This window comes from Rhodococcus sp. NPDC057014 (genome assembly GCF_042673295.1).
Lineage (GTDB): Bacteria > Actinomycetota > Actinomycetes > Mycobacteriales > Mycobacteriaceae > Rhodococcus_F.
On the sequence record NZ_JBHUSF010000010.1, the window covers coordinates 1 to 26,876 of the forward strand.

At 68.4% G+C, this 26,876-nt stretch carries 27 protein-coding genes; 11 read left to right on the forward strand and 16 right to left on the reverse strand.

Features of this window, described 5'->3' with window-relative positions:
* Positions 1 to 27: 27 nt before the first annotated feature.
* Positions 28 to 1,062, reverse strand: coding sequence for a class II fructose-bisphosphate aldolase (fbaA, locus tag ACFTZB_RS03495; RefSeq protein WP_378430108.1), 1,035 nt, complete (start codon positions 1,060 to 1,062; stop codon positions 28 to 30).
* Positions 1,063 to 1,266: 204 nt separating this feature from the next.
* Here fbaA and ACFTZB_RS03500 point away from each other — a divergent pair, with 204 nt between their 5' ends.
* Together ACFTZB_RS03500 and ACFTZB_RS03505 are read left to right on the forward strand one after the other, a co-directional pair.
* Positions 1,267 to 1,998, forward strand: coding sequence for a VTT domain-containing protein (locus ACFTZB_RS03500; RefSeq protein WP_378430109.1), 732 nt, complete (start codon positions 1,267 to 1,269; stop codon positions 1,996 to 1,998).
* Positions 1,999 to 2,023: 25 nt separating this feature from the next.
* Complete coding sequence (locus ACFTZB_RS03505) at positions 2,024 to 2,689, forward strand: DedA family protein (protein WP_378430110.1); 666 nt, start codon at positions 2,024 to 2,026, stop codon at positions 2,687 to 2,689.
* Here the strand turns inward: ACFTZB_RS03505 and ACFTZB_RS03510 are convergent.
* From ACFTZB_RS03510 to ACFTZB_RS03530, 5 genes are all read right to left on the reverse strand, one after another.
* Positions 2,686 to 3,855 (reverse strand): GTP-binding protein, encoded by a 1,170-nt coding sequence (locus ACFTZB_RS03510; protein ID WP_378430111.1) that lies wholly within the window; start codon positions 3,853 to 3,855, stop codon positions 2,686 to 2,688. The two genes, ACFTZB_RS03505 and ACFTZB_RS03510, sit on opposite strands and share 4 nt — an antisense overlap.
* A 59-nt stretch (positions 3,856 to 3,914) precedes the next feature.
* Entirely contained in the window at positions 3,915 to 5,270 is a 1,356-nt protein-coding gene (locus ACFTZB_RS03515; protein ID WP_378430112.1) for an LLM class flavin-dependent oxidoreductase, read from the reverse strand.
* Positions 5,271 to 5,337: 67 nt separating this feature from the next.
* Positions 5,338 to 6,456 carry a glycoside hydrolase family 76 protein gene (locus ACFTZB_RS03520; RefSeq protein ID WP_378430113.1) on the reverse strand — a complete coding sequence of 373 codons (1,119 nt, stop codon included), beginning with the start codon at positions 6,454 to 6,456 and terminating at the stop codon, positions 5,338 to 5,340.
* A 34-nt stretch (positions 6,457 to 6,490) separates the two neighbouring features.
* Complete coding sequence (locus tag ACFTZB_RS03525; RefSeq protein WP_378430164.1) at positions 6,491 to 7,138, reverse strand: TrmH family RNA methyltransferase; 648 nt, start codon at positions 7,136 to 7,138, stop codon at positions 6,491 to 6,493.
* Positions 7,139 to 7,187: 49 nt separating this feature from the next.
* Positions 7,188 to 7,787: a hypothetical protein gene (locus tag ACFTZB_RS03530; RefSeq protein WP_378430114.1), complete on the reverse strand. Its 600-nt coding sequence runs from the start codon at positions 7,785 to 7,787 to the stop codon at positions 7,188 to 7,190.
* A 114-nt stretch (positions 7,788 to 7,901) separates the two neighbouring features.
* Here ACFTZB_RS03530 and ACFTZB_RS03535 point away from each other — a divergent pair, with 114 nt between their 5' ends.
* The gene (locus tag ACFTZB_RS03535; RefSeq protein WP_072937374.1) at positions 7,902 to 8,348 is read left to right on the forward strand and encodes a hypothetical protein; all 447 of its coding nucleotides are present in this window, start codon (positions 7,902 to 7,904) and stop codon (positions 8,346 to 8,348) included.
* Here ACFTZB_RS03535 and ACFTZB_RS03540 read toward each other — a convergent pair.
* Positions 8,332 to 9,060: a lysoplasmalogenase family protein gene (locus tag ACFTZB_RS03540; protein WP_378430115.1), complete on the reverse strand. Its 729-nt coding sequence runs from the start codon at positions 9,058 to 9,060 to the stop codon at positions 8,332 to 8,334. The two genes, ACFTZB_RS03535 and ACFTZB_RS03540, sit on opposite strands and share 17 nt — an antisense overlap.
* 102 nt (positions 9,061 to 9,162) lie before the next feature.
* Here ACFTZB_RS03540 and ACFTZB_RS03545 point away from each other — a divergent pair, with 102 nt between their 5' ends.
* Positions 9,163 to 9,804, forward strand: coding sequence for a ScbR family autoregulator-binding transcription factor (locus ACFTZB_RS03545; RefSeq protein ID WP_378430116.1), 642 nt, complete (start codon positions 9,163 to 9,165; stop codon positions 9,802 to 9,804).
* 1 nt (position 9,805) lies between these two features.
* On the opposite strand, the gene ACFTZB_RS03550 is transcribed toward ACFTZB_RS03545, so the two are convergent.
* Positions 9,806 to 10,102 carry a hypothetical protein gene (locus tag ACFTZB_RS03550; RefSeq protein ID WP_378430117.1) on the reverse strand — a complete coding sequence of 99 codons (297 nt, stop codon included), beginning with the start codon at positions 10,100 to 10,102 and terminating at the stop codon, positions 9,806 to 9,808.
* Positions 10,103 to 10,346: 244 nt separating this feature from the next.
* Here ACFTZB_RS03550 and ACFTZB_RS03555 point away from each other — a divergent pair, with 244 nt between their 5' ends.
* Positions 10,347 to 11,615 carry a benzoate/H(+) symporter BenE family transporter gene (locus ACFTZB_RS03555; RefSeq protein WP_378430118.1) on the forward strand — a complete coding sequence of 423 codons (1,269 nt, stop codon included), beginning with the start codon at positions 10,347 to 10,349 and terminating at the stop codon, positions 11,613 to 11,615.
* 4 nt (positions 11,616 to 11,619) lie between these two features.
* On the opposite strand, the gene ACFTZB_RS03560 is transcribed toward ACFTZB_RS03555, so the two are convergent.
* Positions 11,620 to 12,135 (reverse strand): DUF1992 domain-containing protein, encoded by a 516-nt coding sequence (locus tag ACFTZB_RS03560; protein WP_378430119.1) that lies wholly within the window; start codon positions 12,133 to 12,135, stop codon positions 11,620 to 11,622.
* Positions 12,136 to 12,257: 122 nt separating this feature from the next.
* Here ACFTZB_RS03560 and ACFTZB_RS03565 point away from each other — a divergent pair, with 122 nt between their 5' ends.
* The 4 genes from ACFTZB_RS03565 (at position 12,258) to ACFTZB_RS03580 (ending at position 16,088) form a co-directional block, all read left to right on the forward strand.
* Complete coding sequence (locus ACFTZB_RS03565; RefSeq protein ID WP_378430120.1) at positions 12,258 to 13,805, forward strand: flavin-containing monooxygenase; 1,548 nt, start codon at positions 12,258 to 12,260, stop codon at positions 13,803 to 13,805.
* Positions 13,802 to 14,257: an SRPBCC family protein gene (locus ACFTZB_RS03570; protein WP_378430121.1), complete on the forward strand. Its 456-nt coding sequence runs from the start codon at positions 13,802 to 13,804 to the stop codon at positions 14,255 to 14,257. Before ACFTZB_RS03565 ends, ACFTZB_RS03570 begins: the two co-directional genes overlap by 4 nt.
* Before the next feature lie 95 nt (positions 14,258 to 14,352).
* Positions 14,353 to 14,793 carry a MarR family winged helix-turn-helix transcriptional regulator gene (locus tag ACFTZB_RS03575; protein ID WP_378430122.1) on the forward strand — a complete coding sequence of 147 codons (441 nt, stop codon included), beginning with the start codon at positions 14,353 to 14,355 and terminating at the stop codon, positions 14,791 to 14,793.
* Positions 14,794 to 14,825: 32 nt separating this feature from the next.
* Entirely contained in the window at positions 14,826 to 16,088 is a 1,263-nt protein-coding gene (locus ACFTZB_RS03580; protein ID WP_095861285.1) for an MFS transporter, read from the forward strand.
* A gap of 52 nt (positions 16,089 to 16,140) precedes the next feature.
* Here ACFTZB_RS03580 and pyrE read toward each other — a convergent pair whose 3' ends face one another.
* From pyrE to ACFTZB_RS03610, 6 genes are all read right to left on the reverse strand, one after another.
* Complete coding sequence (pyrE, locus tag ACFTZB_RS03585) at positions 16,141 to 16,671, reverse strand: orotate phosphoribosyltransferase (protein WP_072937384.1); 531 nt, start codon at positions 16,669 to 16,671, stop codon at positions 16,141 to 16,143.
* Positions 16,672 to 16,691: 20 nt separating this feature from the next.
* Complete coding sequence (locus tag ACFTZB_RS03590; RefSeq protein WP_378430123.1) at positions 16,692 to 17,486, reverse strand: SDR family NAD(P)-dependent oxidoreductase; 795 nt, start codon at positions 17,484 to 17,486, stop codon at positions 16,692 to 16,694.
* A gap of 67 nt (positions 17,487 to 17,553) precedes the next feature.
* Positions 17,554 to 18,471 (reverse strand): hypothetical protein, encoded by a 918-nt coding sequence (locus ACFTZB_RS03595; protein WP_378430124.1) that lies wholly within the window; start codon positions 18,469 to 18,471, stop codon positions 17,554 to 17,556.
* Positions 18,472 to 18,583: 112 nt separating this feature from the next.
* Positions 18,584 to 19,549 carry a hypothetical protein gene (locus ACFTZB_RS03600; RefSeq protein ID WP_378430125.1) on the reverse strand — a complete coding sequence of 322 codons (966 nt, stop codon included), beginning with the start codon at positions 19,547 to 19,549 and terminating at the stop codon, positions 18,584 to 18,586.
* A gap of 143 nt (positions 19,550 to 19,692) precedes the next feature.
* Complete coding sequence (clpB, locus tag ACFTZB_RS03605; RefSeq protein ID WP_378430126.1) at positions 19,693 to 22,245, reverse strand: ATP-dependent chaperone ClpB; 2,553 nt, start codon at positions 22,243 to 22,245, stop codon at positions 19,693 to 19,695.
* 167 nt (positions 22,246 to 22,412) lie between these two features.
* Positions 22,413 to 23,450, reverse strand: coding sequence for an alpha/beta hydrolase (locus ACFTZB_RS03610; protein ID WP_378430165.1), 1,038 nt, complete (start codon positions 23,448 to 23,450; stop codon positions 22,413 to 22,415).
* 195 nt (positions 23,451 to 23,645) lie between these two features.
* On the opposite strand from ACFTZB_RS03610, the gene ACFTZB_RS03615 reads away from it, so the two are divergent.
* Positions 23,646 to 24,866, forward strand: coding sequence for a globin domain-containing protein (locus tag ACFTZB_RS03615; RefSeq protein ID WP_378430127.1), 1,221 nt, complete (start codon positions 23,646 to 23,648; stop codon positions 24,864 to 24,866).
* A gap of 60 nt (positions 24,867 to 24,926) precedes the next feature.
* The gene (locus ACFTZB_RS03620) at positions 24,927 to 25,679 is read left to right on the forward strand and encodes an FAD-binding oxidoreductase (RefSeq protein WP_378430128.1); all 753 of its coding nucleotides are present in this window, start codon (positions 24,927 to 24,929) and stop codon (positions 25,677 to 25,679) included.
* A 10-nt stretch (positions 25,680 to 25,689) separates the two neighbouring features.
* Here the strand turns inward: ACFTZB_RS03620 and ACFTZB_RS03625 are convergent, their stop codons facing one another.
* The gene (locus ACFTZB_RS03625; RefSeq protein WP_378430129.1) at positions 25,690 to 26,856 is read right to left on the reverse strand and encodes an FAD-binding oxidoreductase; all 1,167 of its coding nucleotides are present in this window, start codon (positions 26,854 to 26,856) and stop codon (positions 25,690 to 25,692) included.
* Positions 26,857 to 26,876 lie beyond the last annotated feature (20 nt).

A 26,876-nucleotide genomic window follows, 5' to 3' on the forward strand; every position in this document is an offset into this window, starting at 1 on the left:
CCGGAAAGGCGCACGGGCCTGAAGGGCCTATCCGGAGACGGAACGCCCCGCGGACTCGAGGTCGTTGCAGGCCTCGATGACGCGGGCCGTCATGCCGGCCTCGGCCTTCTTCAGGTAGCTGCGGGGGTCGTAGACCTTCTTGTTGCCGACCTCGCCGTCGACCTTCAGCACGCCGTCGTAGTTGCCGAACATGTGGCCGACGATCGGACGGGTGAACGCGTACTGGGTGTCGGTGTCGACGTTCATCTTGACGACGCCGTAGTTCAGCGCGGCCTCGATCTCCGACTTCAGCGAGCCCGATCCGCCGTGGAAGACGAAGTCGAACGGCTGCGAGCCGTCGGACAGGCCGAGCTTCGCGGCGGCGACCTTCTGGCCGGTCTCGAGCACCTCGGGACGCAGCTTCACGTTGCCCGGCTTGTAGACGCCGTGCACGTTGCCGAATGTGGCGGCCAGCAGGTACTTGCCGTTCTCACCGGTGCCGAGCGCGTCGACGGTCTTCTCGAAGTCCTCGGGCGAGGTGTACAGCTTGTCGTTGATCTCGGCTTCCACGCCGTCCTCTTCACCACCGACGACGCCGATCTCGACCTCGAGGATGATGTTGGCTGCCTTCGCCTTCGCGAGGAGCTCCTGGGCGATCTCCAGGTTCTCGTCGATCGGGACGGCCGAACCGTCCCACATGTGGGACTGGAACAGCGGGTTGCGGCCGGCCTCGACGCGCTGACGTGAGATCTCGAGCAGCGGGCGGACGAACGTGTCCAGCTTGTCCTTGGGGCAGTGGTCGGTGTGCAGGGCGATCGTGACGTCGTACTTCGCGGCGATCACGTGAGCGAACTCGGCGAGTGCGACCGCGCCGGTCACCATGTCCTTGACACCCAGGCCCGAACCGAACTCGGCGCCACCGGTCGAGAACTGGATGATGCCGTCGCTGCCGGCGTCCGCGAAGCCCTTGATGGCGGCGTTGATGGTTTCGGAAGAAGTGCAGTTGATGGCGGGGAAGGCAAAGGAGTGCTCCTTGGCCCGACCAAGCATCTCGGCGTAGACCTCGGGAGTCGCGATTGGCACGGCGGCAGTCCTCCATAAAGAGTCGATTTCGGCGCGCGCGATCAGCGCAGCACACGATGTGGTCCTAGCAGTATGGCAATACCGGTAGCGTACGTCTCCCGGTGGCTGTCGCGGCACCCCGTTTCGGCCGGTCCGCGGCCCGGCCGAAACTCCATGACCTGCACCATTCCGACAGTCGAGGAATACGCCGGTACGCTGAGGGCCGTGATTGTGCAGGCAGCATCGGATTCCGTGACCAACCTCGCGTTGTTGCCGGGATTCCTCGACCCGGTGAACCTCCTCAACTCCTTCGGCACCTGGGTGCTCGTCGGGCTCCTACTGGTCGTCTTCATCGAGTCGGGTTTGCTGTTCCCCCTGCTCCCCGGCGACTCGCTCCTCTTCACCGCGGGACTCATCGCGGCGTCGAAGTCGACGGAGATCGAACCGTTCGCTCCCCTCTGGGTGCTGCTGGTTCTGATCCCGATCGCCGCGATCCTCGGCGACCAGGTCGGCTACTTCATCGGCAGCAAGGGCGGCACCGCCCTGTTCAAGAACGACGACGCCCGGTTCTTCAAGAAGAAGTACATCGACGAGTCGCACGCGTTCTTCGAGAAGCACGGCCCCATCACCATCATCCTCGCTCGATTCGTTCCGATCGTGCGCACGTTCGCGCCGGTCGTCGCGGGTGCGTCGCGGATGCGGTACTCGCTGTTCCTGACGTACAACATCGTGGGCGGCATCCTGTGGGGCGCCGGCGTCACGCTGCTCGGCTACCTGCTCGGGCAGATCGAGTTCATCCGCGACAACGTCGACGTCATCTTCCTGCTGATCGTCTTCGTGTCCGTGCTGCCGATCATCGTGGAGGTGGGCAAGCGTGTCGTGAAGTCCCGTCAGGGCACGAACTCCACGACTGAGGATCCGCAACCGGTCACCACACCCACCGATCCGACTTCCTGACACCGATCGGGGTAGCGCACTGACGATGGTCACCACGGCAGCAGGCAGCTTCGGGCCTCTCGTCTCGGCCGGCCCAGCGCTGGTCTGGGTCGTCGTGCTCACATTCGTGTTCATCGAGTGCGCGGTGATCCTGGGCCTGTTCCTGCCCGGCGACTCGATGCTGATCACCGCGGGCATCGTGCTGGCCAACCATGCGTCGGGCACCGGCCACGTGTGGGCGTTGTCGGTCGGCGCGATGATCGCCGCCATCTGCGGAAACCAGGTGGGGTACGTCATCGGTCACCGCACCGGCAACCGCATCCACGCCCGGAAGGGCGGGAAGTATCTCAACTACGCCAACCTCCACAAGGTGAATGTCCTGCTGGAGAAGCACGGCTTCTGGGCGGTGCTCGTCGCGCGCTGGATTCCGTGGATCCGCACCCTGTGCCCGCTGGTCGCCGGTGCTGCCAAGATGAACCACACCAAATACACGATCGCCAGCACTATCGGCGCCATCTTCTGGGCGCCCGTACTGCTGCTCATCGGCTTCTACTTCGGCTCGTTCCTCGACCGGGTGTCGTGGCTGATGCCTGCAGTGCTCGCCGGGATGGTCACACTGCTGGTGATCGGCACGGCCCTCGGGGTGTGGCACTACCGGCAGGAGATGGCGCGGCCACCCGAAGATGTGGCCGTCGAAGAAGTACTGGACTAGTGCTGATGCACCGGCTCCCACGCGGGCAGCGGGTCGTCGAACCGCACCCACTCCGCCGGTCCTGACCGGAGTTCCTCGTCGGTGAGCAGTGCCGGGTCGAGGATCCGCCGCGGGCCGTCGGGATCGAGGCGGACGCCGATGAACACGATCTCCTGCCCCGGACGTTCGTCCGTGGACGCCCACAGCTGGGCGGGCTCGATCACGAGATTCGGGCCGGCCTGCGACCAGACGGCGGCGAGGCCGGGGCGGCTCGCGATCCAGCAGAAGCCCTTGCTGCGGAGCAGGCCGGTGAACTGTCCCAGCGCCTGCTCGAGCCGGGCCGGGTGGAACGGCCGCGACGCCCGGTAGGTGACGCTGCGGATGCCGTATTCCTCGGTTTCCGGGGTGTGGCCCGCCGCCAGTTCCTCCGCCCAGCCGGGCAGCTCTGCCGACACCTCCGGGTCGTACAGGCCCGTGCCGAGTACCTCGCCGGGATCGACGACGCCGCGCGTGGTGCGCAACAGTGTCGCGGTGGGGTTGAGCCTGCGCAGGGTCGCCTCGACGGCGCCGGCGGCACCCTCGCTCACCAGATCCGTCTTGTTCAGCAGGATGACGTCGGCGAACTCCACCTGATCGACGAGGAGGTCGGAGATGCTGCGCTCGTCGCCGTCCCCGGCCTCGAGGTTCCGGTCGTCGAGACGCTCACCCCTGGCCAGTTCGCCGAGGAACGTCGACGCATCCACGACCGTCACCATCGTGTCGAGGGCGGCGACCGCGCCGAGGCGGAACCCGTCCTCGAATTCCCAGTCGAACGTGGCGGCCACGGGCATCGGTTCGGAGATGCCTGTCGATTCGATGACGAGGTGGTCGAACCGGCCCTCCCGCGCCAGCCGGGCGACCGCCTCGACGAGGTCTTCCCGCAGGGTGCAGCAGATGCAGCCGTTGGTGAGCTCGACGAGTTTCTCCTGCGTCCGGTCCAGGTGCCCCTGCCCGGCCACAAAGGGGCGGCTGGGGGAACCCCCTGCAAGAAGTGCTTGGGGGACGATGTTGACGTCGCTCATGTCGTTGACGATGACGGCGACACGCCTGCCGTCCCGGTTCGCGAGGAGATGGTTGAGCAAGGTGGTCTTGCCCGCGCCGAGGAAGCCGGACAGGACGGTGACAGGGACAGGCCGGACGACAGTCATCCCGAAATGATAACTGTTTTCATTAACCCTCGGTGCCGTCGGCCTGCCCGGCTCTGCGACTACAGCGCGACGGTGCCCGACGCGTCCGCGTACTGGCTCTCCGGGCGCGGCAACCCGAAGTGGTCGCGCAGCGTGGTGCCCGAGTACTCGGTGCGGAACAGTCCACGCTCCTGCAGGATCGGGACCACCTTCTGCGCGAACACCTCGAGACCGCCCGGGTAATACGGCGGCATGACGTTGAACCCGTCCGCGGCACCCTGCGTGAACCATTCCTCGATGGTGTCGGCCACCTGCACCGGCGTCCCGACAACGACCCGGTGCCCACGCGCACCGGCGAGACGGTGCAGCAGTCCGCGCAGCGTCGGGTTCTCCCGCTCGACGATCCCTGCGATCACCTGCAGACGGCTCTGCTTGTTGTCCGTGACGTCGCCGGCGTCCCCGAACAGTCCGACAGGCACGGAGGCGTCGAGATCGAGGTGCCGCACGCTCGAGCCGGTGAGCGCCTCGAGTTGGGCGATCCCGTACTCGGGCGAGGTCAGTTCGTTGAACTCCCGCTCCAGGTCCCGCGCCTCCGCCTCGGTGTCGCCGAGGAAAGGGCTGATGCCGGGAAGGACCTTCACGTGCTCCGGGTTGCGGCCGAGTTGCGCCGCCCGCTGCTTCACGTCCGCGTAGAACGCCTGCCCGTCCGACAACCGCTGGTGCGCGGTGAAGATGGCCTCGGCGTACTGGCCCGCGAACGCGCGGCCCTCGTTGGACGCGCCGGCCTGCACCAGCACCGGGTGTCCCTGCGGGGAGCGCGGCGCGTTGAACGGTCCCCGCACCCGCAGGTGGCGTCCGACGTAGTTGATCTCGTGGATCTTCGACGGGTCCGCGTAGATACCTGCGGCCTTGTCGATCAGGATCGCGTCGTCCTCCCAGCTGTCCCACAGCTTGACGGTCGCGTCGACGAATTCCCGCGCCCGCGCGTAGCGGTCGGCATGGTCCGGGTGGCTGGGCAATCCGAAGTTGGCCGCCGCCACCTCGGTTCCGGTGGTCACGATGTTCCAGCCGGCCCGTCCGCGGGAGATGTGGTCGAGCGACGCGAACAACCGCGCGAGGTTGTAGGGCTCGAAATACGTCGTGGACGCGGTCGCGATCAGCCCGATCCGTTCGGTGGCCGTCGCGATCGCCGTCAGCAGCGTGATGGGCTCGAGCGCTCCGGCGGCGCCGTGCTCGACGTCGCTGCGCAGGGCGGGGCCGTCGGCGAAGAAGATCGCGTCCAGCTTCGCGGCTTCCGCTGTCTGCGCGATCTCCTGGAAGTAGGAGACGTCGTACAGCCGCTCGGGCGTCGTGAGCGGGTGCCGCCACGCCGACTCGTGGTGCCCGGCCGGGTAGATGAACGCGTTGAGACTCAGCTGCCGCTGTTGATCTGACATAACGAACTGTCTAACAGCGCCGAATCCGGGGCGATACGGTTAATTTTCGCGTGATTCGAACCGTCGCCTAGCGTCGCGGATACCCCGCCGCGGACACCATGTGCGCGGCCTCCATCAGCATCCAGCCACCGAGTTGCACGGACATGTCGCGTTCCGGGATCCCGGACGAGTGCACGGTGCCCCCGGTGAACGTGGCGATTCCCCCGCCCATCCCCGGCAGTTGCGCCTGCCGGGTCCAATCGTGGCCGAACAGCGGCTGCCCCTCGATCTGCAGCCGGTTCTCCCACGCCGATTCCGCGGACGTCAGCACGAGCTGGGCGGCGATCTCCCGGGCCCGGATGTCGGCGGGCGACTCCCAGGGCAGCATCACCGCGGTCAGCGCCAGATACCGGGCGAGGATCCCGTTGAACAGGCCGCCGTCTCCCCCACCGCCGCCGTCGATGACGCCGTGGGGTGCGAGGTGTTCGTCGATGGCGTCGACCAGCCGGTGGGTCCGGTTGCGGTGCCGGGGCGAACCGAGGCGCACGGCGAGTTCGGTTTCGAGCCCGAGCACGACGCCCTGACAGTAGGAGTAGATGTTCTTTTCGATCTCGCCGCCGGGGTGGATACCGTCGGCGATCAGGTTGGTGTGCACGTCCCGCAGCGTGTCGTCGATCCAGTCCGCGGTGGCCTGGGCGCGCCACAGCTTTCCGGTGCGGGCCAGCATGATCCCGGCCGGTCCGTTGGCGGGCGCGTTGTAGAAATTCGAGCCCTTCCGCCACGGGATGCCGCCTCCCGCCTCGGGCGCCCAGGCGTCGAACAACTGGGATTCGAGCGCCTGCACCGCACTTCTGTTGTCTATGAAGTGCATTCGCTGGGCACGCTCGAGGGCGATCCCCAGCCAGGCCATGTCGTCGTAATAGTTGTTGGTCCAGCCCGAGATGTTCCGCAGACGGTGGCTGCGCGCCAGTTTCACGATGCGACGACGACGGCGCGGCGTGGGGTCGCGTTCGAGCGCGTCGACGGCGCAGTCGAGCAGATGGGCCTGCCACCAGTAGTGCCAGCTGAGGAACAGCCGCTCGCGCCGTACCGCCGGCCAGGCGACGACGCCCAGGGTGGTGCCCGGGAGCGCCCACAGCCGGCGAAGGTGCCTGCTCACCACCGCTTCTTCAGCGGCGTCCGCGCGCGCCGACCACGAGTCCTGCATAAGAGTTGATCTTGCCTATTCGCCAGGGGTTCCGCTACCACGCACGACCGAGGTCGGCGTGCTGGCGCACCCACGCATGCATGGCGATTCCTGCGGCGACACCCGCGTTGATGCTGCGGGTGGAACCGAACTGCGCGATCGACACCGTCATCGCCGCAACCTCTTTCGCCTGGTCGGTGACTCCCGGCCCCTCCTGGCCGAACAGGAGCACGCAGTCGCGGGGCAGGCTCGCCGTCTCGAGCGGCACCGACCCGGGTGTGTTGTCGACGGCCACGATGGTGAGACCTCTCTCACGCGCGAAGTCGACGAGACCGTCGACGTCCGCGTGGTGGAGGACGTGCTGGTACCGGTCGGTGACCATCGCGCCGCGCCGGTTCCAGCGTCGACGTCCCACGATGTGGACCGCCGCGGCGGCGAACGCGTTGGCGGTGCGCACCACCGTCCCGATGTTCGCGTCGTGCCCGAAGTTCTCGATGGCCACGTGGAGCGGGTGGCGACGGTTGTCGATGTCTGCGACGATCGCCTCCCGCGTCCAGTACCGGTAGGCGTCGACCACGTTGCGGCGATCGCCCCCGGCCAGCAGTTCGGGGTCGTACCACGGGTCGGTGGGGGCCGGTGTGTCGTGCTCCTCGGTCCACGGGCCGACACCGTTCGGGTTCTCCCCCCATTCGGTGGGACCCATCTCGGCGACCTCGACCTCCACCGGGCCCGTCTCGACTCCGCTCACGACGTCAGAACGTCTTGTTCGAATCGGGGGCGACGGTGAATCCGTGCGACGTCTCGTCGTTGGTGCACGTGACGGCCGTGGCGGTGGTGCCGCAGGTGTACCCGAGCTTGGTCAGTTTCGACCCGGCCGGCAGCGCCGCGTCCGGTTCGTCGCCGCCCGAGGTGTAGACGAGGCCGCCCGCGCACATGAACGACGCCTCGCCGTCGTTCTCGACGCGGATGCCGTGACCCCAGTCGACCATGCAGTCGTCCGGGCGCGGCGGCACCGGGCTCGTCGACCCCTGGCAGCCGGCCTCGGTGCGGTTCGGCAGCTTGATGATGCCGCATTGAAACCCGCCGTCCGGGGACGTGAAGAAGTACGACTCGTTGTGCTCGTACGGGACGTCGACGAGCGTCGTGGTCGGCGCTTCCGTCGTCGTCGGCGGCGGCGCGACGGTCGTGGTGGTAGTGGTCGGCGGAACCGTCGTCGTGGTGGTGGTCACAGGGGCCGCGGCCGTCGTCGTGGACGTCGGCGGAGCCACCGCGTCCGAGGACCCACCACACCCTGCGAGCATCATGGCCGAGCCAATGCTCAGACACACCAACGACACCCGACGCCACGCCATACGGCCACCTCCACACATACTTACCTGCTGCCGACACTGCACTCTAACGGCAGTGCGGCGGCGGGGCCGCTTCGGCGAGGCCGGGACGGGTTAATCTGGAGGTGGAGGCATTCGATGAATCATCAGCGCATCGTGCGGACGGTCTGCTTCGTCACGGTCGGCTACGTCATCGTCCTCGCCGTCTGGCTGGGATGGTTGATCCAGCACACCCCGCCGGCCACGATCCCGTACCAGATCATGGGATTGGTCGCGGCCTTCGGCTCGGCGCTGGGCTTCGGGATGATGGCGGCCGGGCGGCCCAGTCGCGCCGACCGGAAACTCGAGCGGCACGGACTCGAGGGCTGGGCCCGCATCGAGCACGTCACCCCGCTTCGCCGCACCCCGGACGACGGAGAGCTCACCGAACTGGACCTCCGGCTGACCGTGCCCGGATCGGAGAGTTACGCCGGACGGGTCGTCTACGAGGTGCGTCGGGAGAACGCGACACGATTCGTGCCCGGCGAGACGATCACCATCCTGGTGGACCCGGAGGACCGGGACCACATCATGCTCTGCCCGTGATCCGGCGACGCCCGAGCACGAGCATCCCCTCGACGAGCAGCAGCTGGGCCGCCGCGTAACTGGCGAGGATCAGCCCCTCGGCCGCGGCTCTCCCCCGGTCTCCCCGGATGAGCAAGCGCCGCACCACGATCAGCCCGTCGGAGGCGGTGAACAGCATCCCGCCCACGCCGAGCCAGCTGCGCCGGTCGGTTCCCGGCACGGCCACGTTCGCGAACACGTCGGCGCCGGGCGCGAGGGACGGGTCGGCCGACAGCGTCGACGTGGTGCCGAGCAGCGCACCGTACGCGGTCAACGGGGTTGCGACCTCTTTCGCCCGCCCGCGGAGCAGGGCCGCCGCGCCCGCCCACCCCGCGAGCCGGGGCAGCAAGGCGGGCACGGTGGGCCGGGCGCCCCGGCGCAGCAACAGCGTCGAATAGCCCACCTGCATGACGGCGAACGAGGACGCGCCGCGCACGAGACGGGCGTCGTCGTCGGGGTCGATCATGAAGACGTCGCCCGCGGTCGCGGCGGTGAGACCGGCGAGGAGGAGCGCGACGTCGGCGGGGTCGGCGTCTGCGCGCCGCCGCAGCACCCGGGCGGCGAGCGCGGGCGCGATCACTGGTTTCGCCGCGCGCTGCAACCGTTCCCGCCCGGAGACGGCTCCGACCACGGTGGCCAGCGTCGCACCGGCGAATACCGCGTGCTCGACACCCCAGTTGTTCTTCGACTTCACGTCTTCCTCCCACGCTTTCGGATGTGCCGAGGTTACCGGTCCGAACAGTGGTTGACTGGAGAGTGGATGCGACGGAGAATCCGCGATTGTGAGGCACAGGTGATGGCAAAGCAGGCGCGCGCGGCGGCCACCCGCCATCAAGTATTAGAGGGTGCGGCACTGAGCTTCGAGAAGCTCGGGTACGGCGGCGCGAGCCTGAGCGGAATCCTCTCCTACGCCGACGTGACGAAGGGCGCCTTGTACTTTCACTTCGAGTCCAAGGAGGCGCTGGCCTGGGCGGTGATCAAGGAACAGCACGCGATGGCGATGCTGGCGGCGCAACGCGTGCTCGCGACCGCGCAATCACCGATGGAGGCGATCCTGTTGTGCGCCAAGGAGATGGCGCGCCAGCTGCTGACCGAGCCGATCGTGCGGGCGGGTGTGCGGCTCACCCTGGAACTCGGGACCTCCCGCGGCCCGGCCACCGATCCCTACATCGACTGGACCGACACCCTCGTCGCACTCGCGGGCAAGGCACGGGAGGCGGGCGAACTGCGCGCGACGGTCGATCCCGCGGCGCTGGCCCGTTTCCTGGTCAGTTCGTTCACGGGTATGCAATTGGTGTCCGAGGCGCTCACCGGGCGTGCCGACCTGTACGAGCGACTGGCCGACATGTGGGAGCTGCTGCTGCCCTCGATCGCGTCGCCGGACATGCTGCCGCGCCTGCTCGAACTCGCGGCACTGCGCGACGACGTCGCGTCCTGACTCAGACGCCGGTGTGGGCGGGTTCCTCGGGACCGTCCGACGCCGGGTGTGGCAGGTCGAGCGGGTGCGACTGCGTCGGCGCCGGCTGGACGACGGCGATGCGTGCACCGTCCGGTATGGCGTCGACGGAGCAGATCGTTCCGAAGACACCGAGGCCGCCGAACAACGCCAGCAGGCCGTAGGCCAGGAACGTCGACGTCCGCTCGACTGCTGATCGTGGTTCGCCCTCCAGTGCCATCGTGGTGCGCCGCACGTACACGGCCCTTCGCTCTCGGGGATTTCGGCTGAGTTCCACCATGTGGTCCTTCTTCGCATGATCGGTCGGTGCGGATGGTGTCGGGTCGACGCTTACGAGTCTGTCGCGGCGGCGGCCGGGTGTCGCTGCCCCCAGGGATGGAATGCACTCCACCCAGGGTTCGGCGGCCCGGCCCGGAACCCCGGTACGCGGGCGGTTATGATCCGGACCACACCATCTGTACGCATAGCGGCGACTTTGTCCGCTTTGCGTACATGGTGGGCATCGTACCGAGCAGGAAGGCCTCATGACGACCACCGAGGAACCGGCCCGCGGCGACGACACGCAGACGTGTCCCCCTCGCTTCGAACGACCGCCGTGGCCGCCCGCCGGCCCCCGCCGCCTGCTCCGCGACCTCGGCGGCACCTACGCCGCCAACGGGCTGATCGGGCTGATCTTCTCCGCGACCGGTCCCGTGGCCGTGATCCTGGCCGCCGGTTCCGCGGGCGGACTGTCGCCCGGGCAGATGGCGTCGTGGATCTTCGGCGTCTTCTTCCTCAACGGCATCCTCACCGTCCTCGCCAGCTGGCTGTACCGTCAGCCGCTGGCGTTCTTCTGGACGATCCCCGGCACGATCATCGTCGGCGGCTCACTCACCCACCTGCCGTGGCCGGAAGTGCTCGGAGCGTTCCTCGTGACCGGGCTCCTGATCCTCGCCCTCGGCCTGACCGGGCGGGTGCGCCAGGTCATGGCGATGCTCCCGATGCCGATCGTCATGGCCATGGTCGCCGGCGTCTTCCTGAAATTCGGGACCGACCTCGTTCACGCCGTGGGAACCGATGCGGCCGTGGCCGTTCCGATGGTCGTCGCCTTCGTCCTCCTCGCGTCCCGCGCCGCGCTCGGCCGGTGGATACCCCCGATCCTCGGCGCGCTGCTCGTCGGGGCGGCCACGGTCGCGGTCACGGGCCGCTTCCACCCCACCGGCACGGGCACACCGTGGATCGCGGCGCCGATGTTCCAGACCCCGCAGTTCACCTGGCAGGCGATCGCCGAACTGGTCGTCCCGCTGGCGATCACGGTCATCGTCGTGCAGAACGGTCAGGGCGCGGCCGTGCTGACGTCCGCAGGCCACCAGCCGCCCATGAATGTCGGTACCGTCCTGTGCGGGGTCTGGTCCCTCGCGACCTCCGCCGTCGGAGCCGTGTCGACGTGCCTGACGGGGCCGACCAACGCCCTGCTGGTGGCGTCGGGCCATCGCGCCCGGCAGTACACGGCGGCCGTCGTCTGCGGACTGCTCGCCGTGGTCGTCGGTCTGTTCGCGCCGCTGTTCGTGCAGCTGATGCTTGCTACCCCGGCCGCGTTCGTCGCGACGCTCGGCGGCCTGGCGATGCTCCGGGCTCTGCAGGGATCGTTCGTCGCCGCGTTCGGCTCCCGATACACGCTGGGCGCGCTCGTGACGTTTCTGGTGACCTTCTCGAACGTGCAGTTCCTCAACATCGGGGCGGCCTTCTGGGGACTGATCGCCGGACTGCTCGTGTCCCGGCTGATGGAATCGGGCGATTTCCGGACGGGATGACCGGTCACCGCCCCCGCCGCCACCACCGCCGTTCGGCTCGGGGCGGGCCCAGTGCCGGTTCCGGTTCCGGTTCCGGTTGCGATTGCGCTGCGTGTTGCGGCTTCCGCACGTACTGCTTCTGCCGCCGCCACGTCGCGACGACCTCGTCCGCGTCGACCGGGCTCACCGGGATCCGGGGGCCGGACGGCGCCCGCAACCACGCGACGATCTGCAGGTTGAGTTGCGCCACCACATCCCGCACCGCCTGCTCGGACGGCATTCCCCGGATCGTGTCGGGCAGCCGCTCGATCTCCTTGCGCAGCTGCAGCGGCGTGGGGAGCAACGCGTCGGTGGGCAGATTCTCGCGGCGCAGGTAGTTCTTCACCCACCACAGTTCGTCGTCGACGTCGCCCGCCGGTATCGGTTTGCCCGCGCCGGGGAGATCGTCGAAGTCGCCGCGCTCCTGAGCGAGCCGGATCTGCTTGTCTATCCAGCTCTCGAAGCTCACCCCGGGAGGTTTGCGCTCGGTCACGCACGCCATTGTTCCAGGACCCGGTTGCCGGTCGCACTTGCCAAGCCGCCCCGCTCGTTTTACTGTGACACCACGTCTCAGTTAAATGGACTGACGGCGCAGGTTCCGTATCCGGCCCCAGGGAAGCGACCATGACAGCGACCACCTCCGAGCACGCCGCAGCGCACGAGAGCAGCGGAGACGAGCGGCACGTGCGCGTCGTCGTGGTCGGGGCCGGCCTGTCCGGGATCGCCGCCGCCGTCAAACTCGAACGCGCGGGCATCACGGACTTCGTCGTCCTCGAGAAGTCCGACCGCGTCGGCGGCGTGTGGCGCGAGAACACGTACCCCGGGTGCGGTGTCGACATCCCCGCACCGGTGTATTCGTTCTCGTTCAACCCCAACCCGGGATGGCGCAGCAACTTCGCACTCCAGCCGGAACTGCTGTCCTACATCGAGGACACCGTCGCCACGTTCGGCGTGCAGTCCAGAATCTCGATGCGGACCGAACTCCACGAGGCCGTGTGGTCCGACGAGCGCCGACGCTGGATCCTCGACACCAGCCGGGGCACGATCGTCGCGCAGCACGTGATCTTCGCAGCGGGCCCCATCACCGAACCCAGCACTCCCGCGGTACCGGGCATCGACGGTTTCGGCGGCGACATCTTCCACTCGGCCCGCTGGAACCACGACGTCGACCTCACCGGAAAGAAGGTCGCGGTCGTGGGCACGGGCGCGTCCGCGGTGCAGTTCATCCCCGAGATCCAGCCGGACGTCGAGGCGCTGTACGTGTTCCAGCGCACCCCGGCCTGGGTGGTGCCCCGCCTGGACTTCCCGTTCCCCCGGCTCGCGCAGTCGCTGTTCTCGCGGGTCCCGGCGGTGCAGCGCGGGCTGCGGCAGATCCTCGACCTCGTCCTGCGGACGCTCACCTGGGTGATGCGCCGCGAACGCACCGCCCGGCTCCTCAACCCCCTCGGCACCCGCTGGCTCGCCCGGCAGGTGCCGGACCCGGCGCTCCGCGCGGCACTGACCCCGAACTTCACACTCGGATGCAAGCGACTCCTGCTGTCCAACACGTATCTCCCGGCGCTGACGAAGAGCAACGTCGAGTTGATCCCGCACGCCCTCACCGAGGTGGACGGACGCGTCGTCGTCGGAGCCGACGGCACCCGCCGCGAGGTCGACGTCATCATCTTCGGCACCGGTTTCGACGTGAGCCATCCGCCGATCGCGAGCCGGATCCGCGGACGCGACGGGACACTGCTGTCGGAGAAGTGGTCGAAGAGTCCCGAGGCGTATCTGGCCACCACGACACCCGGCGCACCGAACGCGTACATCATGCTCGGCCCGAACATCTTGGTGTACAACTCGTTTCTCGGCCTGGCCGAAACCCAGCTCGACTACGTGATCGACGGGATCACCAAGGCGGAGCGGCAGGGCATCGAAGTCCTCGAGGTGCGCGATCAGCCGTTCCGCCGGTTCAACGACGCGGTACAGAAGGGCCTGGAGCGGACCGTGTTCAACAACGGCGGGTGCAGCAGCTACTACCTCGACGCCGACGGCAGGAACTTCGCCGCGTGGCCGTGGTCCACCGGTTCCCTGCGCCGCCGCCTCGCCCGTTTCGACCTCGAGAACTACGCCGTCCGGCCGTACCGGACACAGCCGACCCCCTCCCCTCACCCGTCAGGAAAGTCACGATGATCGAGATCCATCACACTGCTGTCGCCGGCGCACCGGTCGCGGGCGCGTTCGACTACGTCGACGACTATCGCCACGTCCCGTCCTGGATGTTCGGTATCACGAAGTTCGACCCGATCGGCGAACAGGATCGGGGGCTCGGCGCCGTCTACGACGCCGCGATGAAGATCGGCCCCAAGACCCTCGGTTCCGTCGTGAAGGTCACCGGGTGGGAACGCAATTCGCTGATCGAGCTCGAATCGATCGACGGCCTGTACACGCACTCGCGGTGGCAGTTCGACGCGGTCGGCGACACCGAGACCCGCCTGACGGTCGATTTCCGCTACGAGCTGCCCGGCGGGCTCGCGGGCAAGGCGCTCGGCAAGGTCATCGAGCCCTTCGTCGCGCAGGCGATCCGCCACACCGATGCCACGCTGCGGCGGCAGGTGGAGGAAGTCGCGCGCCGGTCGGCCTGACCCCCGGTCGATGCGCCGGCCGTTCACCGCCGTGTGGCGGGTGGAACAGCGGGCGCTCGTATACATAGTTAGTTAGCCTATGTAATATAATGTGCATGGACGACGACACACGGCTGCACGGCCTGCTCGTCGACCTGGTCACGAATTCTCACCGATTCACCAGGCTCGCGAGCTCCTTCGGATCCGAGGACCATCCCCGGCCGTGGACCCGTGCCCTCGCCCTGCTCGACGACCACGGCGAACTCCGCATCAGCGAATTCGCCCGCATCGACCGCTGCTCGCAACCGTCCGCGACCGCCCTGCTGCAGAAGCTCGCCGATCGCGGATACGTGGCCCGCCGGCCCGATCCGGACGACGCCCGGGCAGTCCGGGTGTCCATCACCGCCCCGGGACGTGACTGGCTGACCGTGGCCCGCAACGAGATCGCGGGCGCCCTCGCCCCGCACTTCGCGGACCTCGAACCCGAGCAGCTCGAGCGACTGACGCAGGGCCTGTCGGAACTGCGTTCCATCGTCACGGCATCGACCCGCGCCTGACGACCCATCCACCCCGCAACACATCGAAGGAGGTGGCCGTGAGCACCACGACCGCAACCGTCACGAACAGCAGCGAGGCGCCACCCAGCCTCCTCCACCAGCCGAAGTCGGTGTGGGCCGTCGCCTTCGCCAGCGTCATCGCGTTCATGGGCATCGGACTCGTCGACCCCATCCTGAAGCCGATCGGCGAACAGCTGGACGCCACCCCGTCCCAGGTGTCGCTGCTGTTCACCAGCTACATGCTGGTCACCGGTGTCGCGATGCTCATCACCGGCGTGGTGTCGAGCCGGATCGGCGCCAAGAAGACGCTCCTGACCGGTCTCGCCGTCATCGTCGTGTTCGCGGCGCTGGCCGGAAGCTCCGGCACCATCGCCCAGATCGTCGGCTTCCGCGCCGGCTGGGGACTCGGCAACGCCCTGTTCATCGCGACCGCACTCGCCGCCATCGTCGGCGCGGCCAGCGGCGGCGTCGCGCGGGCCATCATCCTCTACGAGGCCGCGCTGGGCATCGGCATCGCCGTCGGCCCGCTGGTCGGCGGTGTCCTCGGCAACATCAGCTGGCGCGCGCCGTTCTTCGGCGTCGCAGCCCTGATGGCCGTCGCGTTCATCCTGATCGTCGTGATGCTGCCGTCCGCCCCCAAGCCGGAGCACCGCACGTCGATCGCCGCGCCGTTCCTCGCCCTACGCCACCGCGGCCTGCTCACCGTCGCAATCACCGCGCTGCTCTACAACTACGGCTTCTTCACACTGCTCGCGTACACGCCGTTCCCGCTGGACATGGGCACGTACTCGATCGGATTCATCTTCTTCGGGTGGGGCCTCGCGCTGGCTGTCGCGTCGGTGTTCCTCGCGCCACGCCTGCAGCGGCGCTTCGGCACGCTGCCGATGATGATGGTGGCCCTCGCGCTGTTCGCCCTCGACCTCGCCATGATGGCCGCATTCACCGAGAACAAGACCGTGCTCATCGTCGGGGTCGTGCTCGCCGGGCTGTTCCTCGGTGTCAACAACACCCTCATCACCGAGACCGTGATGATCTCCGCCCCCGTCGAGCGGTCGACGGCGTCCGCGGCCTACAGCTTCGTCCGGTTCGTCGGCGGGGCCGCGGCACCGTGGGTCGCGGGCAAGCTCGGCGAAAGCAACATCCACCTGCCGTTCTGGGTCGGCGCGGTGTGCACCGCCGCCGCGATCCTCGTCCTCGCGACCGGCCGTAAGGTCCTCGCCCACGTCGACGAGCACGATCCCGAACCGCACAGCGTCGACGAGGCACTGGCCGTCACGGCCGGCGACGCCGACTGACACCCCGATGTGAGTGGCGAAGTGTGCCCCGGCACGCTTCGCCACTCACCTGTCAGAGGTTCAGGTCGGGCAGTCCGAGGAGCGAACGGTACTCGAGACCCTCGGCCGCGATCACCTCGCCGGCCCCGGTCGCCCGGTCGACGACGGTCGCGACACCCACGACGATCGCCCCCACGTCGCGCAGCGCCTTCACCGCGGTGAGCGGCGAGTTGCCCGTGGTGGTGGTGTCCTCGACGACGAGGACACGCTTGCCGACGACATCCGGCCCCTCGATCTGCCGCTGCATCCCGTGCGCCTTCGCGGCCTTACGCACCACGAACGAGTCGATCGGCCTGCCCGGCGCGTGCATCACGGCCATCGCCACCGGGTCGGCACCCATCGTCAGGCCGCCGACGGCGTCGAAATCCCAGTCCGCCACCAGTTCACGCAGCAACTTCCCGATCAGCGGCCCCGCCTCGTGATGCAGCGTGGCGCGGCGAAGGTCCACGTAATAGTCGGCTTCCTTGCCCGAAGACAACGTCACCTTGCCGTGCACAACAGCCAGCTCGCGCACCAACGCGGCCAGATCCTCGCGATCACTCATGCCCGAAACCCTACCCACCTCTACGTGCGGGCACGCCCCCGGCCGAACACGTTGGTCAACCGCCGGACCAGACTCTTCGGGACGAGTCGACCGGCGGTCGTCAGCACCTTGTACTGGAAGCCGGGAATGCTCACGACCTTGCCGTCCTCGAGATCGGCCAGCGACGCCGCGACGACCTGGTCGACGCTCAGCCACATCGCATTCGGAATCGAACTCATCTCGATGCCCGCGCGCTCGTGGAATTCGGTGCGAATGAATCCCGGGCACAGCGCCTGGATCCGCACACCCGTGCCGCCCAGCCCGTTCGCCAAACCCTCGGAGAACGAGATCACGTACGCCTTGCTCGCCGAATACGTCGACCCCCGCCCGGACAGCAGTCCCGCGACGCTCGCCACGTTGATGACGGTGCCGTTCGCCGCCGCGATCATGCCGGGCAACGCCGCGCGGGTCAGCTGCATGACGGCGGTGACGTTCACGTCCAGCTGAGACTGCAACAGTTCCGGCGTCGCCGTCCAGAATTCGCCCGACGTGCCGAATCCGGCGTTGTTGACCAGTACTTCGACACCCTTCCCGAGGCGTTGCGCCACCTCCTCGCGCCCGGACGCCGTCGCCAGATCGGCCTGCAGGATCTCGGACTCGGTGTCGAACAGCGCCTTCATCTCGTCGGCGAGGGCGTGCAAGCGGGTGTCGTCCCGCGCGACGAGCACGAGGTCGTAACCGAGGGACGCGAACTTCCTCGCGAAACCGGCACCGAGCCCCGATGTCGGGCCGGTGACGAGGGCAACGGGTCGGGCTGAGCTGGGAGGCGTCGACATACCGGTGACGGTAGCAAGGCGCTGCGCGCCTGTGCGCGGTTAACGAGTCCGGGGACTCGTCACGCACTCACGACCGCGGCGCGCCCGGCGGGGGTGCAGGACGGTTCTGCGGTGCCGGACGTGGCGGTGCGGTCGGGCGCGCCTCCGGGGACGGGCGCCCCTGCGATGCAGGACGCCCCTGTTGCGCGGGACGTCCCTGCGCTGCAGGCCGCTTCTCCGGCGCCGGGCGTGCCTGCTGGGTGGGACGTTTCTCCGGTGCCGGACGTCCCTGCGGTGCGGGACGTTTCTCCGATGCGGGGCGCGCTTCGGCAGGGGCGCCGTCACGCAGTCGCGGCCTGCTCGGGTCATGATGGCCACGGTCGAGTCCGCTCGGCTCGGTGACCGGGGGCAGGACGTGCAGAATGCCGGACAGCCGGGCGACGGCCTCGATGGCAGAATCCCACTCCCGGCCGCTGCTGCCGATGGGCAGCGAACCGAGGGTCCACTCGCCCTCACTCCACAGCATGTTCACGTGCGGCGGCACCGACTCGGTGAACGCCACCATCCGCTGGTCGCAGACCCTGCGGGCGATCTCGAGGTCGGTGGCGAACACGACGCGCGGTCCGATGGCGCCGAGGAGTTCGAGGTCCGAATCCTTCGGCGGCGGGGTCGACTTGAGGCGGAGGTCGATGTCGACGTCCGAACCCACCCGGCGGCGCACCGCGACGATGGTCGCGGTCTCCTCGAGGTCGAACAGGATGAACGACTCGCCGCGGCGTTCCCCCTTCACCACGTCGATGGCGCTGAGGTACTCCTGCTTGGCCAGCGCGGCCCGGTGGAACTGGGCGGGCAGCCGCTCTTCGACGTTGTCGTACGTGTAGCCCTGGGCTTTGGCCCAGATCTGCCGCACACGACCCGTCTGATCACGACGCGAGCGATCGAAATAGAGCAACGCGCACGCGCCTGCGAGTGCGATCAACGCCAGTAAGAACCACATTCCGGTCATCGTTGATCAGCCTAGCGAGTCGAGGGCGTAACGAGGGTAGGCGGTACCGGGACACCCCGTGTCGGTTTTGCCGGAACCGGCCCGACAGCCGTGTCCGCCGGCACGGGTGGGCTCAGTTGCCACCGAGCTTGGGCAGCTCGGTACTGATGATCGTCTCGGCCGTCATCGTGCCGTTCTCGACCTTCGTCCCCTGCACCATGACGGTGAATCCGGGTTTCAGATCGGCGACCGTGGTGCCGTCGAGTGCGATCACGTTGGTCTGCGCGTTGGTCTGGACCGTCAGCTTCGAACCACCGAGGGCGTCGAGGGTGAGCGTGGAACCGTCGTTGGTGCTGATCGTTCCGAAAGCGGCACCCGCGGCCCCGATGGCCTCGCCGATTCCGCCGGGAAGTTGATCGAGCGGCGACTCGGTGGTGGTCGACGGCGGCGCGGTCGTCTTCGGCGGCGCGGTGGTGGCCGGCGGACGGGACGTGGTGGGACCCGCCGCGGTGGTGCTCGAGGAGTTGTTCGGCGCCGTCGTGAAGAGGGCGACGCCGAAGCCGATGACCGCGATCAGCAGCAACGCCGCGGCGGCGGCCGCGATCCACGTGCCGATCCGGCGGGGCTTCTTCTCCTCGGTGGCCTCCGCAACCGGCGCCTGGTATTGCGATCCCGGGTACCCGGCGTTCGGATACTGCCCCGTCGGATACCCGCCCTGGTACTGATGCGCCTCGTAGGGCGGATACGCCTGTGTGGCGTTCGGCGGCGGAGCCTGCTGGTCGAACCGCGGGTCGTAGGTCGGGTACGCCTGCGTCGGATTGGGCTGGTTCTGCCCGTATGCCGCGGTCGGGTCGGACGTGTAGAACTGCTCGGTCGGCCCGCCGGCGGACCCCAGGTACTCGGTGCGGTGGTCCTGGTCCGACGAGCCGAGGTGCTCGGTCGGCTGGTCCTGCCGCGACCACGCCTGCGTCGGGTCCTCGTCACGAGCCCGTGACGCGGAATCGTCATGCGCCCGCGACGCCGAATCGTCGGTCGTCCACGACTCCGTGCCGTCGTACGCGCGCTCTTGCGGGGTGCGCGGATCGTCGGGGTTCGTCATGATCGGCCCCTCCCTCGGGTTCGTGTGGCCGGTGTCCTGCGGTTACGGACGATCCAGGGTAACGGCGAAACTTAAGACTCCCCTGTGAAAACACAGGTGAGTGGCACGGCGTGCGGGAGCACACCGTGCCACTCACGTGGGGATCAGCCGAGGACGAGCGCGTCCCCGGTCTCGGACACCTTCACGGGAACGGTGTCGCCGTCCTTGACGTCGCCGGCGAGCAGCAGCTTCGCGAGCTGGTCGCCGATCGCCTGCTGAATCAGCCGGCGCAGCGGCCTGGCCCCGTACAGGGGGTCGTAGCCGCGGACGGCGAGCCAGAAGCGGGCCGAGTCGGACACGTCCAGCGTCAGCCGCCGCGCCGCGAGCCTGCGGGACAGCTGGTCGAGCTGGATGTCGACGATCGACTCGAGCTGCTCCTCGGTGAGCGGTTCGAAGATCACGACGTCGTCGAGCCGGTTGATGAACTCCGGCTTGAACGCGTGCCGCACCGCATCCATCACCTGCTCCCGGGATCCGCCCGCACCGAGGTTGGACGTGAGGATCAGGATGGTGTTGCGGAAGTCGACCGTCCGCCCCTGACCGTCCGTCAGCCGGCCTTCGTCGAGGACGGCGAGCAGGATGTCGAAGACGTCGGGGTGCGCCTTCTCCACCTCGTCGAACAGCACCACCGTGTACGGACGCCGTCGCACGGCCTCGGTGAGCTGCCCGCCCGCCTCGTACCCGACGTAGCCGGGCGGCGCGCCGACGAGCCGGGCCACCGAATGCTTCTCGCTGTATTCGGACATGTCGATGCGGACCATGGCCCGTTCGTCGTCGAACAGGAAGTCCGCGAGCGACTTCGCGAGCTCCGTCTTACCGACGCCGGTGGGTCCGAGGAACAGGAACGAACCGGTGGGCCGGTTGGGGTCGGCGACGCCGGCGCGGGCGCGGCGGACGGCGTCCGACACGGCGACGACGGCCTCTTCCTGGCCGACGACCCGCTTGCCCAGTTCGGATTCCATCCGCAGCAGCTTGGCGGTCTCGCCTTCCATCATGCGGCCGGCGGGGATGCCGGTCCATGCCGCGACCACGTCGGCGACGTCGTCGGGACCGACTTCCTCCTTGAGCATGACGTCGCCGTCGGCGGCGGCGCCGGACTCGCGGGCGGCCTGCTCGAGTTCCTTCTCGAGCTGCGGGATCCGCCCGTAGCGCAGTTCCGCGGCCCGGCCGAGGTCGCCGTCGCGTTCGGCGCGCTCTTCCTCACCGCGCAGCGTCTCGAGTTGCACCTTGACTCCGCGCACGGAGTCGATGGCCTGCTTCTCGTTCTGCCAGCGGGTGGTCAGCTGATTGAGCTTCTCCCGTTCGTCGGCGAGTTCCTGACGCAGCTTCTCCAGCCGGTCCTTCGACGCCGCGTCGGATTCCTTCTGCAGCGCCATCTCCTCGATCTCGAGGCGGCGGACGATGCGTTCGACGGTGTCGATCTCCTCGGGTCGCGAGTCGATCTCCATCCGCAGCCGGGACGCGGCCTCGTCCACGAGGTCGATCGCCTTGTCCGGCAGGAACCGGGACGTGATGTAGCGGTCGCTGAGCGTGGCGGCCGCGACGAGCGCGGAGTCGGTGATGCGCACACCGTGGTGCACCTCGTACCGCTCCTTGAGCCCGCGCAGGATGCCGACGGTGTCCTCGACGGACGGTTCGCCCACCAGCACCTGCTGGAAACGGCGTTCGAGGGCGGCGTCCTTCTCGATGTACTTGCGGTACTCCTCGAGGGTGGTCGCGCCGACGAGCCGCAGCTCACCGCGGGCGAGCATCGGCTTGATCATGTTGCCGGCGTCCATCGCCGACTCACCGGTGGCACCCGCACCGACGATGGTGTGGAGTTCGTCGATGAACGTGATGACCTGACCGGCCGAGTTCTTGATGTCGTCGAGGACGGCCTTGAGCCGCTCCTCGAATTCGCCGCGGTACTTGGCTCCGGCGACCATCGATCCGAGGTCGAGGGAGATCACCGACTTGCCGCGTAGCGATTCGGGGACGTCGCCCTGCACGATGCGCTGGGCCAGCCCCTCGACGATGGCGGTCTTGCCGACGCCGGGTTCACCGATCAGCACCGGGTTGTTCTTGGTGCGGCGGCTGAGCACCTGCACGACGCGGCGGATCTCGTTGTCGCGGCCGATCACCGGGTCCAGCTTGCCGTTACGGGCGGCGGCCGTGAGGTCGGTGGAGTACTTCTCGAGCGCCTGGTACGTCGCCTCGGGATCCGGGCTGGTGACGCGCGCACTGCCGCGGACGGTGGTGAACGCGTCGCGCAGCGCCTCGGGGGTGGCGCCGTGCCTGCCCAGCAGCCCGGCCACGTCTGACTCACCCGATGCGAGTCCGACCATCAGGTGTTCCGTCGACACGTACTCGTCGTCGAGTTCGGTGGCGAGGCGCTGCGCTGCGGTGAGTGCGGCGAGGGCCTCGCGGCCGAGTTGCGGTGTGGTGGTGGCGCCCGTCGTCTTGGGCAGCCGGTCGACGAGATTCTGCGCTTCGCGGTGGATCGCGGCGGGGTCGACGCCGACGGCCTTGAGCAGCGGGGCGGCGATGCCGTCGGTCTGGTCGAGCAGGGCCACGAGCAGATGCGCGGGCCTGATGTCGGGATTACCGGCCGACGACGCCGACTGGAGCGCAGCGGTCATCGCGGCCTGGGTCTTGGTGGTCGGATTGAACGAGTCCACTGGTCACCTCTTCTGGCGTTGTAGAGCGGTTCGCCGCCGGGGGCCGGGTGGCACGTGGCGACGCTGTCATCTTCTTAACGCGCGAAGAGTTGAGTCTGTTCCGCTCAACTTTGAATTTTTTTGGCTACCCCCATCATCTCGCCCCCGAGACTCCGCGGGGCGGAAAATCACGCCCCGATCGCGGCACCCATCATCGGCCAGGACGTGGTGAGGTCGTCACGCCAATACCCCCACGAGTGGGTGCCCACCGGCCGGAGGTCGACGGTGGCGGGAATGTCGAGGGCCCGGAGTTTCTCCGCGAGCCGCATCGTGCAGTCGTTGGTCACGGCCTCGATGACACCGCCGACCACCACCTGCGTCGCGAGGGCGCGGCGGTCGCCGCCGACGGTCCGGGCGTCGAGGGTGTCGTACGGCCCCGGCAGTCCGCTGCCGTTGGAGATGTAGAGGGTGGTCCCCCGGAGTTTCTCGGCGTTGACGTACGGATCGTTCGCGGCCCACAGCGGATCGTTGGCAGCACCCCACATGTTCTCCGGGTTGCCACCGAAGTCCGCGACCGTGATCTCGACGAATCGGCGGGCCACCGGGTCGCTCGTCATCGCGCACCCGCTGTAGGCGCCGACGCTCTGATACAGCCCGGGCTTGGAGATCGCGAGGTTGAGCACGCTGGTGGCCGACATGGACAGCCCGGCGATCGCGTTCCTGCCGGTCGTGTCGAGCGCCGAGTCGACGATGGGCGGCAGTTCCTTCGTCAGGAACGTCTGCCACTTGTTCCGCCCCAGTTCGGGATCGTCGCGCTGCCAGTCGGCGTAGTAACTGGACTGGCCACCGAACGGAATGACGACGTTGACGTCCTTGTCGGAGAAGAACTTCTCGACGTCCGCCTTCTGCTCCCAGCCGAACTGTTCCGAGTTCCCCTCGACACCGCCGAGCATGTACACGGTGGGACGTTTCGCGGACGCGGCCCGAATGACCCGGACGGTGACGTCCTTGTCCATGGCCGTCGAGTGAACCGTGAAGTTCATCTGCGCTTCGCCGACCGGGGTGACCTCGACCAACCGCGAACCGTCGGGCGCCTCGTCGGCCGTGATCGACTCGACCGTCGCCCGGGGTTCCGCGGAGGCGATCGTTCCGACGCTCGACGCCATCAGGCCGCCGACCGCCAGCACGACGGCGCCCACGCGTCGAACCGAGCCGGCGCTGCGCATCCCCTGGCGAAACCGACCCCGATCCCGCGCAACACCAACTCGCATGGAGCCCCCCTCGGTAACCCGGTCCCATTCTCGATGCACATCGTGCCCTGCCGGTGGTCACGGCTCAATAGCGGCCCGCCGAAAATGCCGGGGTCGGCGGCCGAAGCGGCCGGCGCCGTAACCCGGGGTCCCGTGCGGAGGACGGCTAGAATGCGGGTGTTCGAATCAGCAGGCACGGAGGCAGGGGACGGCTTGACACGAGATTGCCTCGACCCACTCGTGATTTCGCGTCTGCGCGCCAGCTTTTCGTCGATCGTGTCCACCGACCACGGCCACAACCGGCTCACCACCACGTTCTACGCCACCCTGTTCGCGGAGCACCCCGAATTCCGCGCGCTCTTCCCGGCTGCGCTGGATCAGCAGGGTCATCGCCTGTTCCAGGCGCTGCAGTTCGTCATCGACAACCTCGAGGACGTGGACCGGGTCCTCGGTTTCCTGAGCCAGCTCGGGCGTGATCACCGCAAGTACGGTGTCGAGGGCAGGCACTACTTCGCGTCGGGCCATGCGCTGCTGGTCGCCGTGCAGAGCTCCTTCACCCAGGCCATCTGGACGCCGTCGCTGACCGCGGCGTGGACGGAACTGCTCGACCTTCTCCTGAACACGATGGCCGACGCCGCGGACAACGACGACCTGCCCGCCGCCTGGGGCGCCACCGTCGTCGATCACGAACGCCGCCTCGACGACCTCGCGATCGTTCGTCTCGAGACCGACTCCCCCATCCCGTACGGCGCGGGCCAGTATCTCAGCGTCCAGATCCCGCAGCGGCCGCGGATGTGGCGGTACCTGTCGGCGGCCATCCCGGCCAACCCGTACGGACAGCTCGAATTCCATGTGCGCCGCGTGTCGGGCGGGTGGGTCAGTCCGGCGATCGTGAACGAGACGCAGGTCGGCGACCGCTGGTTGCTCAGCTCGCCGCTCGGCGGGCTGGAGGTGGACCGCGAGAGCGGGCAGGACGTCCTGATGATCGGTTCGGGGACGGGCATCGCACCGCTGCGCGCCCAGGTGATGGAAATGGCGATGCGGTCGAACAACCCGCGCGTCCACATGTTCGTGGGCGGCAAGTACCCGTGCGACCTGTACGACATCGAGACCCTGTGGCACCTGTCGCTGAGCAATCCGTGGCTGACCGTGGTTCCCGTCTCCGAGGAGGACGAGGACCCGTGGTGGCACACGATTCCCGCACCCGAGGCGCCGCCGGGGTTGCATCAGCGACTCCAGGGCCAGCTGGGCCGGGTGGTCGCGCGGTTCGGGTCGTGGGCGGACCGGCAGATCCAGATCTCCGGGTCGCCGGCGATGATCAAGACCACCGTGTACGCCCTGCAGGGCGGGGGCACCCCGCCCGAGCTGATCCGCCACGACCCCCTGATCTAGCCGCGCAGCCAGTCCCCGCCCATCCGCCATCCGGTTCGACCGTCGGGAGAGCATCACGCCATGCAAGCCACGCAGACCACCTGGACCAGCACCGTCGTCGAACACCACCGATTGCGGCACGACCTCGCCGTCGTCCGCCTCGTCGGTGACTACGTCCCGTTCGAGCCGGGACAGTACGTGGACGTCAGCGTGCCCCAGAACCCGCGGCTGCTGCGCAGGCTCTCCCCCGCCCTTCCGCCGTCGCTGGACGGCAAACTCGAATTCCACGTCCGGACGGTGCCGGGCGGCTGGGTCAGCGGCGACATCGTCACGGGGACGTCGCCGGGCGACCAGTGGCAGATCCTCGAGCCGCGCGGCACGATGTCCGTCGACGAGGACGGACCGGACGTCATCATGATCGCCGGCGGCACCGGCCTCGCCCCGTTCCGGTCGATCCTGCTGGACCTGTCCCGCAGGCCGAATCCGCCGCGGGTGTTCCTGTTCACGGGCGATCGGACGCCGCGCGATCTCTACGCGTCCGACATGCTGTACCTGCTGCTGCAGAATCTGCCGTGGCTCACGGTCATTCCGGTGGTGGAGAACGTCGCGAATCCCGACTGGACCGACGAGTGGTACGAGCGCACCAGAGTGGACGTGGGGTTCACCGAGGACGACCTCATCGAGGGCTCGCTGCCCGACGTCGTCACGTCCTACGGTGCGTTCACCGAGCACCAGGTGCCGGTGTGCGGTTCGGCGGCGATGGTCCGCGCCACCCTCGACCGTCTCCGTGACACCGGGACCCCCACCGAGAACATTCAGTTCGACCCGTACTGAGCGGCCCGGATCAGTAGGACGGGTCGTGCCGGATGTTCTCCGGCGGCGTTCCCGCCGCGTGCAGCCGGAACTTGGTGGTGTTGATCATGGCTTCGGAGCCGACGAGCTGGATGTCGCGCTCGGCCCACGTCCCGAAGTCGGCGACGACCTGCCCGACCTTGCCGGTCAGCCGGCGGTGCATGCCGGGCATCCCGGCACTGCTGGGGCCCGTGTACCACCACGGGTCCTCGTCGTCCTCGGTGACCGGGACGACGGTCAGCCACGGATTCTGCTCCGCGAGCGCCCACAGGGTGCCCAGGTCGTAGAGGTCGCAGGGGTACCGGCCGGCAAAGAAGAGGTGGACGCGCCGGTCCTGGCCGCGCTGCGACATCTGGAGGATCTGCGCGCGCAGCGGGGCGATGCCGGTCCCCGATCCGATCATCAGGATGTCGCGACCGTTGTCGTAGCGGATTCCGAGGTCGCCGAGGGGGGACCCGACCACCCACCGCTCGCCCACGAGTGTCTGGGCGACGATGGCGGGGCTCACCCAGCCGCCCGACACCCGGCGGACGTGGAATTCGATGATGCCCTGATCGTTGGCGGGGTTCGCCGGCGACAGGTACCGCCACATCCGGGGCCGCGACGGCACCTGCACACTCACGAACTGGCCTGCGGTGTACGTCATCGGCTCGTCGAGTTGCAGCCGGATGATCGAGACGTCCTTGCGGACCTGCAGGTGCTCGATCACGGTCGCGCCCCACGCCGGCGGGCCGCTCTCGGCGTTGGCCGCGTCCATCATGGTGGCGGCGACGACCGCGAGGACGTCGCGCCACGCCTGCTCGAGTTCGTCGGTCCACGGCTCGGTCGAGGGGAATTGCTCGACGGCGGCGATCAGGGAGTTGCCGACGGCGACGTAGTGCGCGTCCTCGATGCCGTACTTGCGGTGGTCGCGGCCGAGCTGGGCGAGGTAGGCGAGGATCTGCCCGGAGTCCTCCTCGAGCCGCTCGATCACGTACTGGACGGCGGCGATCAGCCGATCGCGTTGCTCGTCCATGGCGGCGGGGAAGAAGTCGCGGGCTTCGGGATACCGGGCGAACAGCAGGGCATAGAAGGACCGCGACAGAGTCTGGGGCCCGTCCGGCACTGCCGCGATAGCCTTGAAACTCGACCGGACCAGCGATATTGCCTGTGAATCCACCGCGCATCCTCGTCACCGAC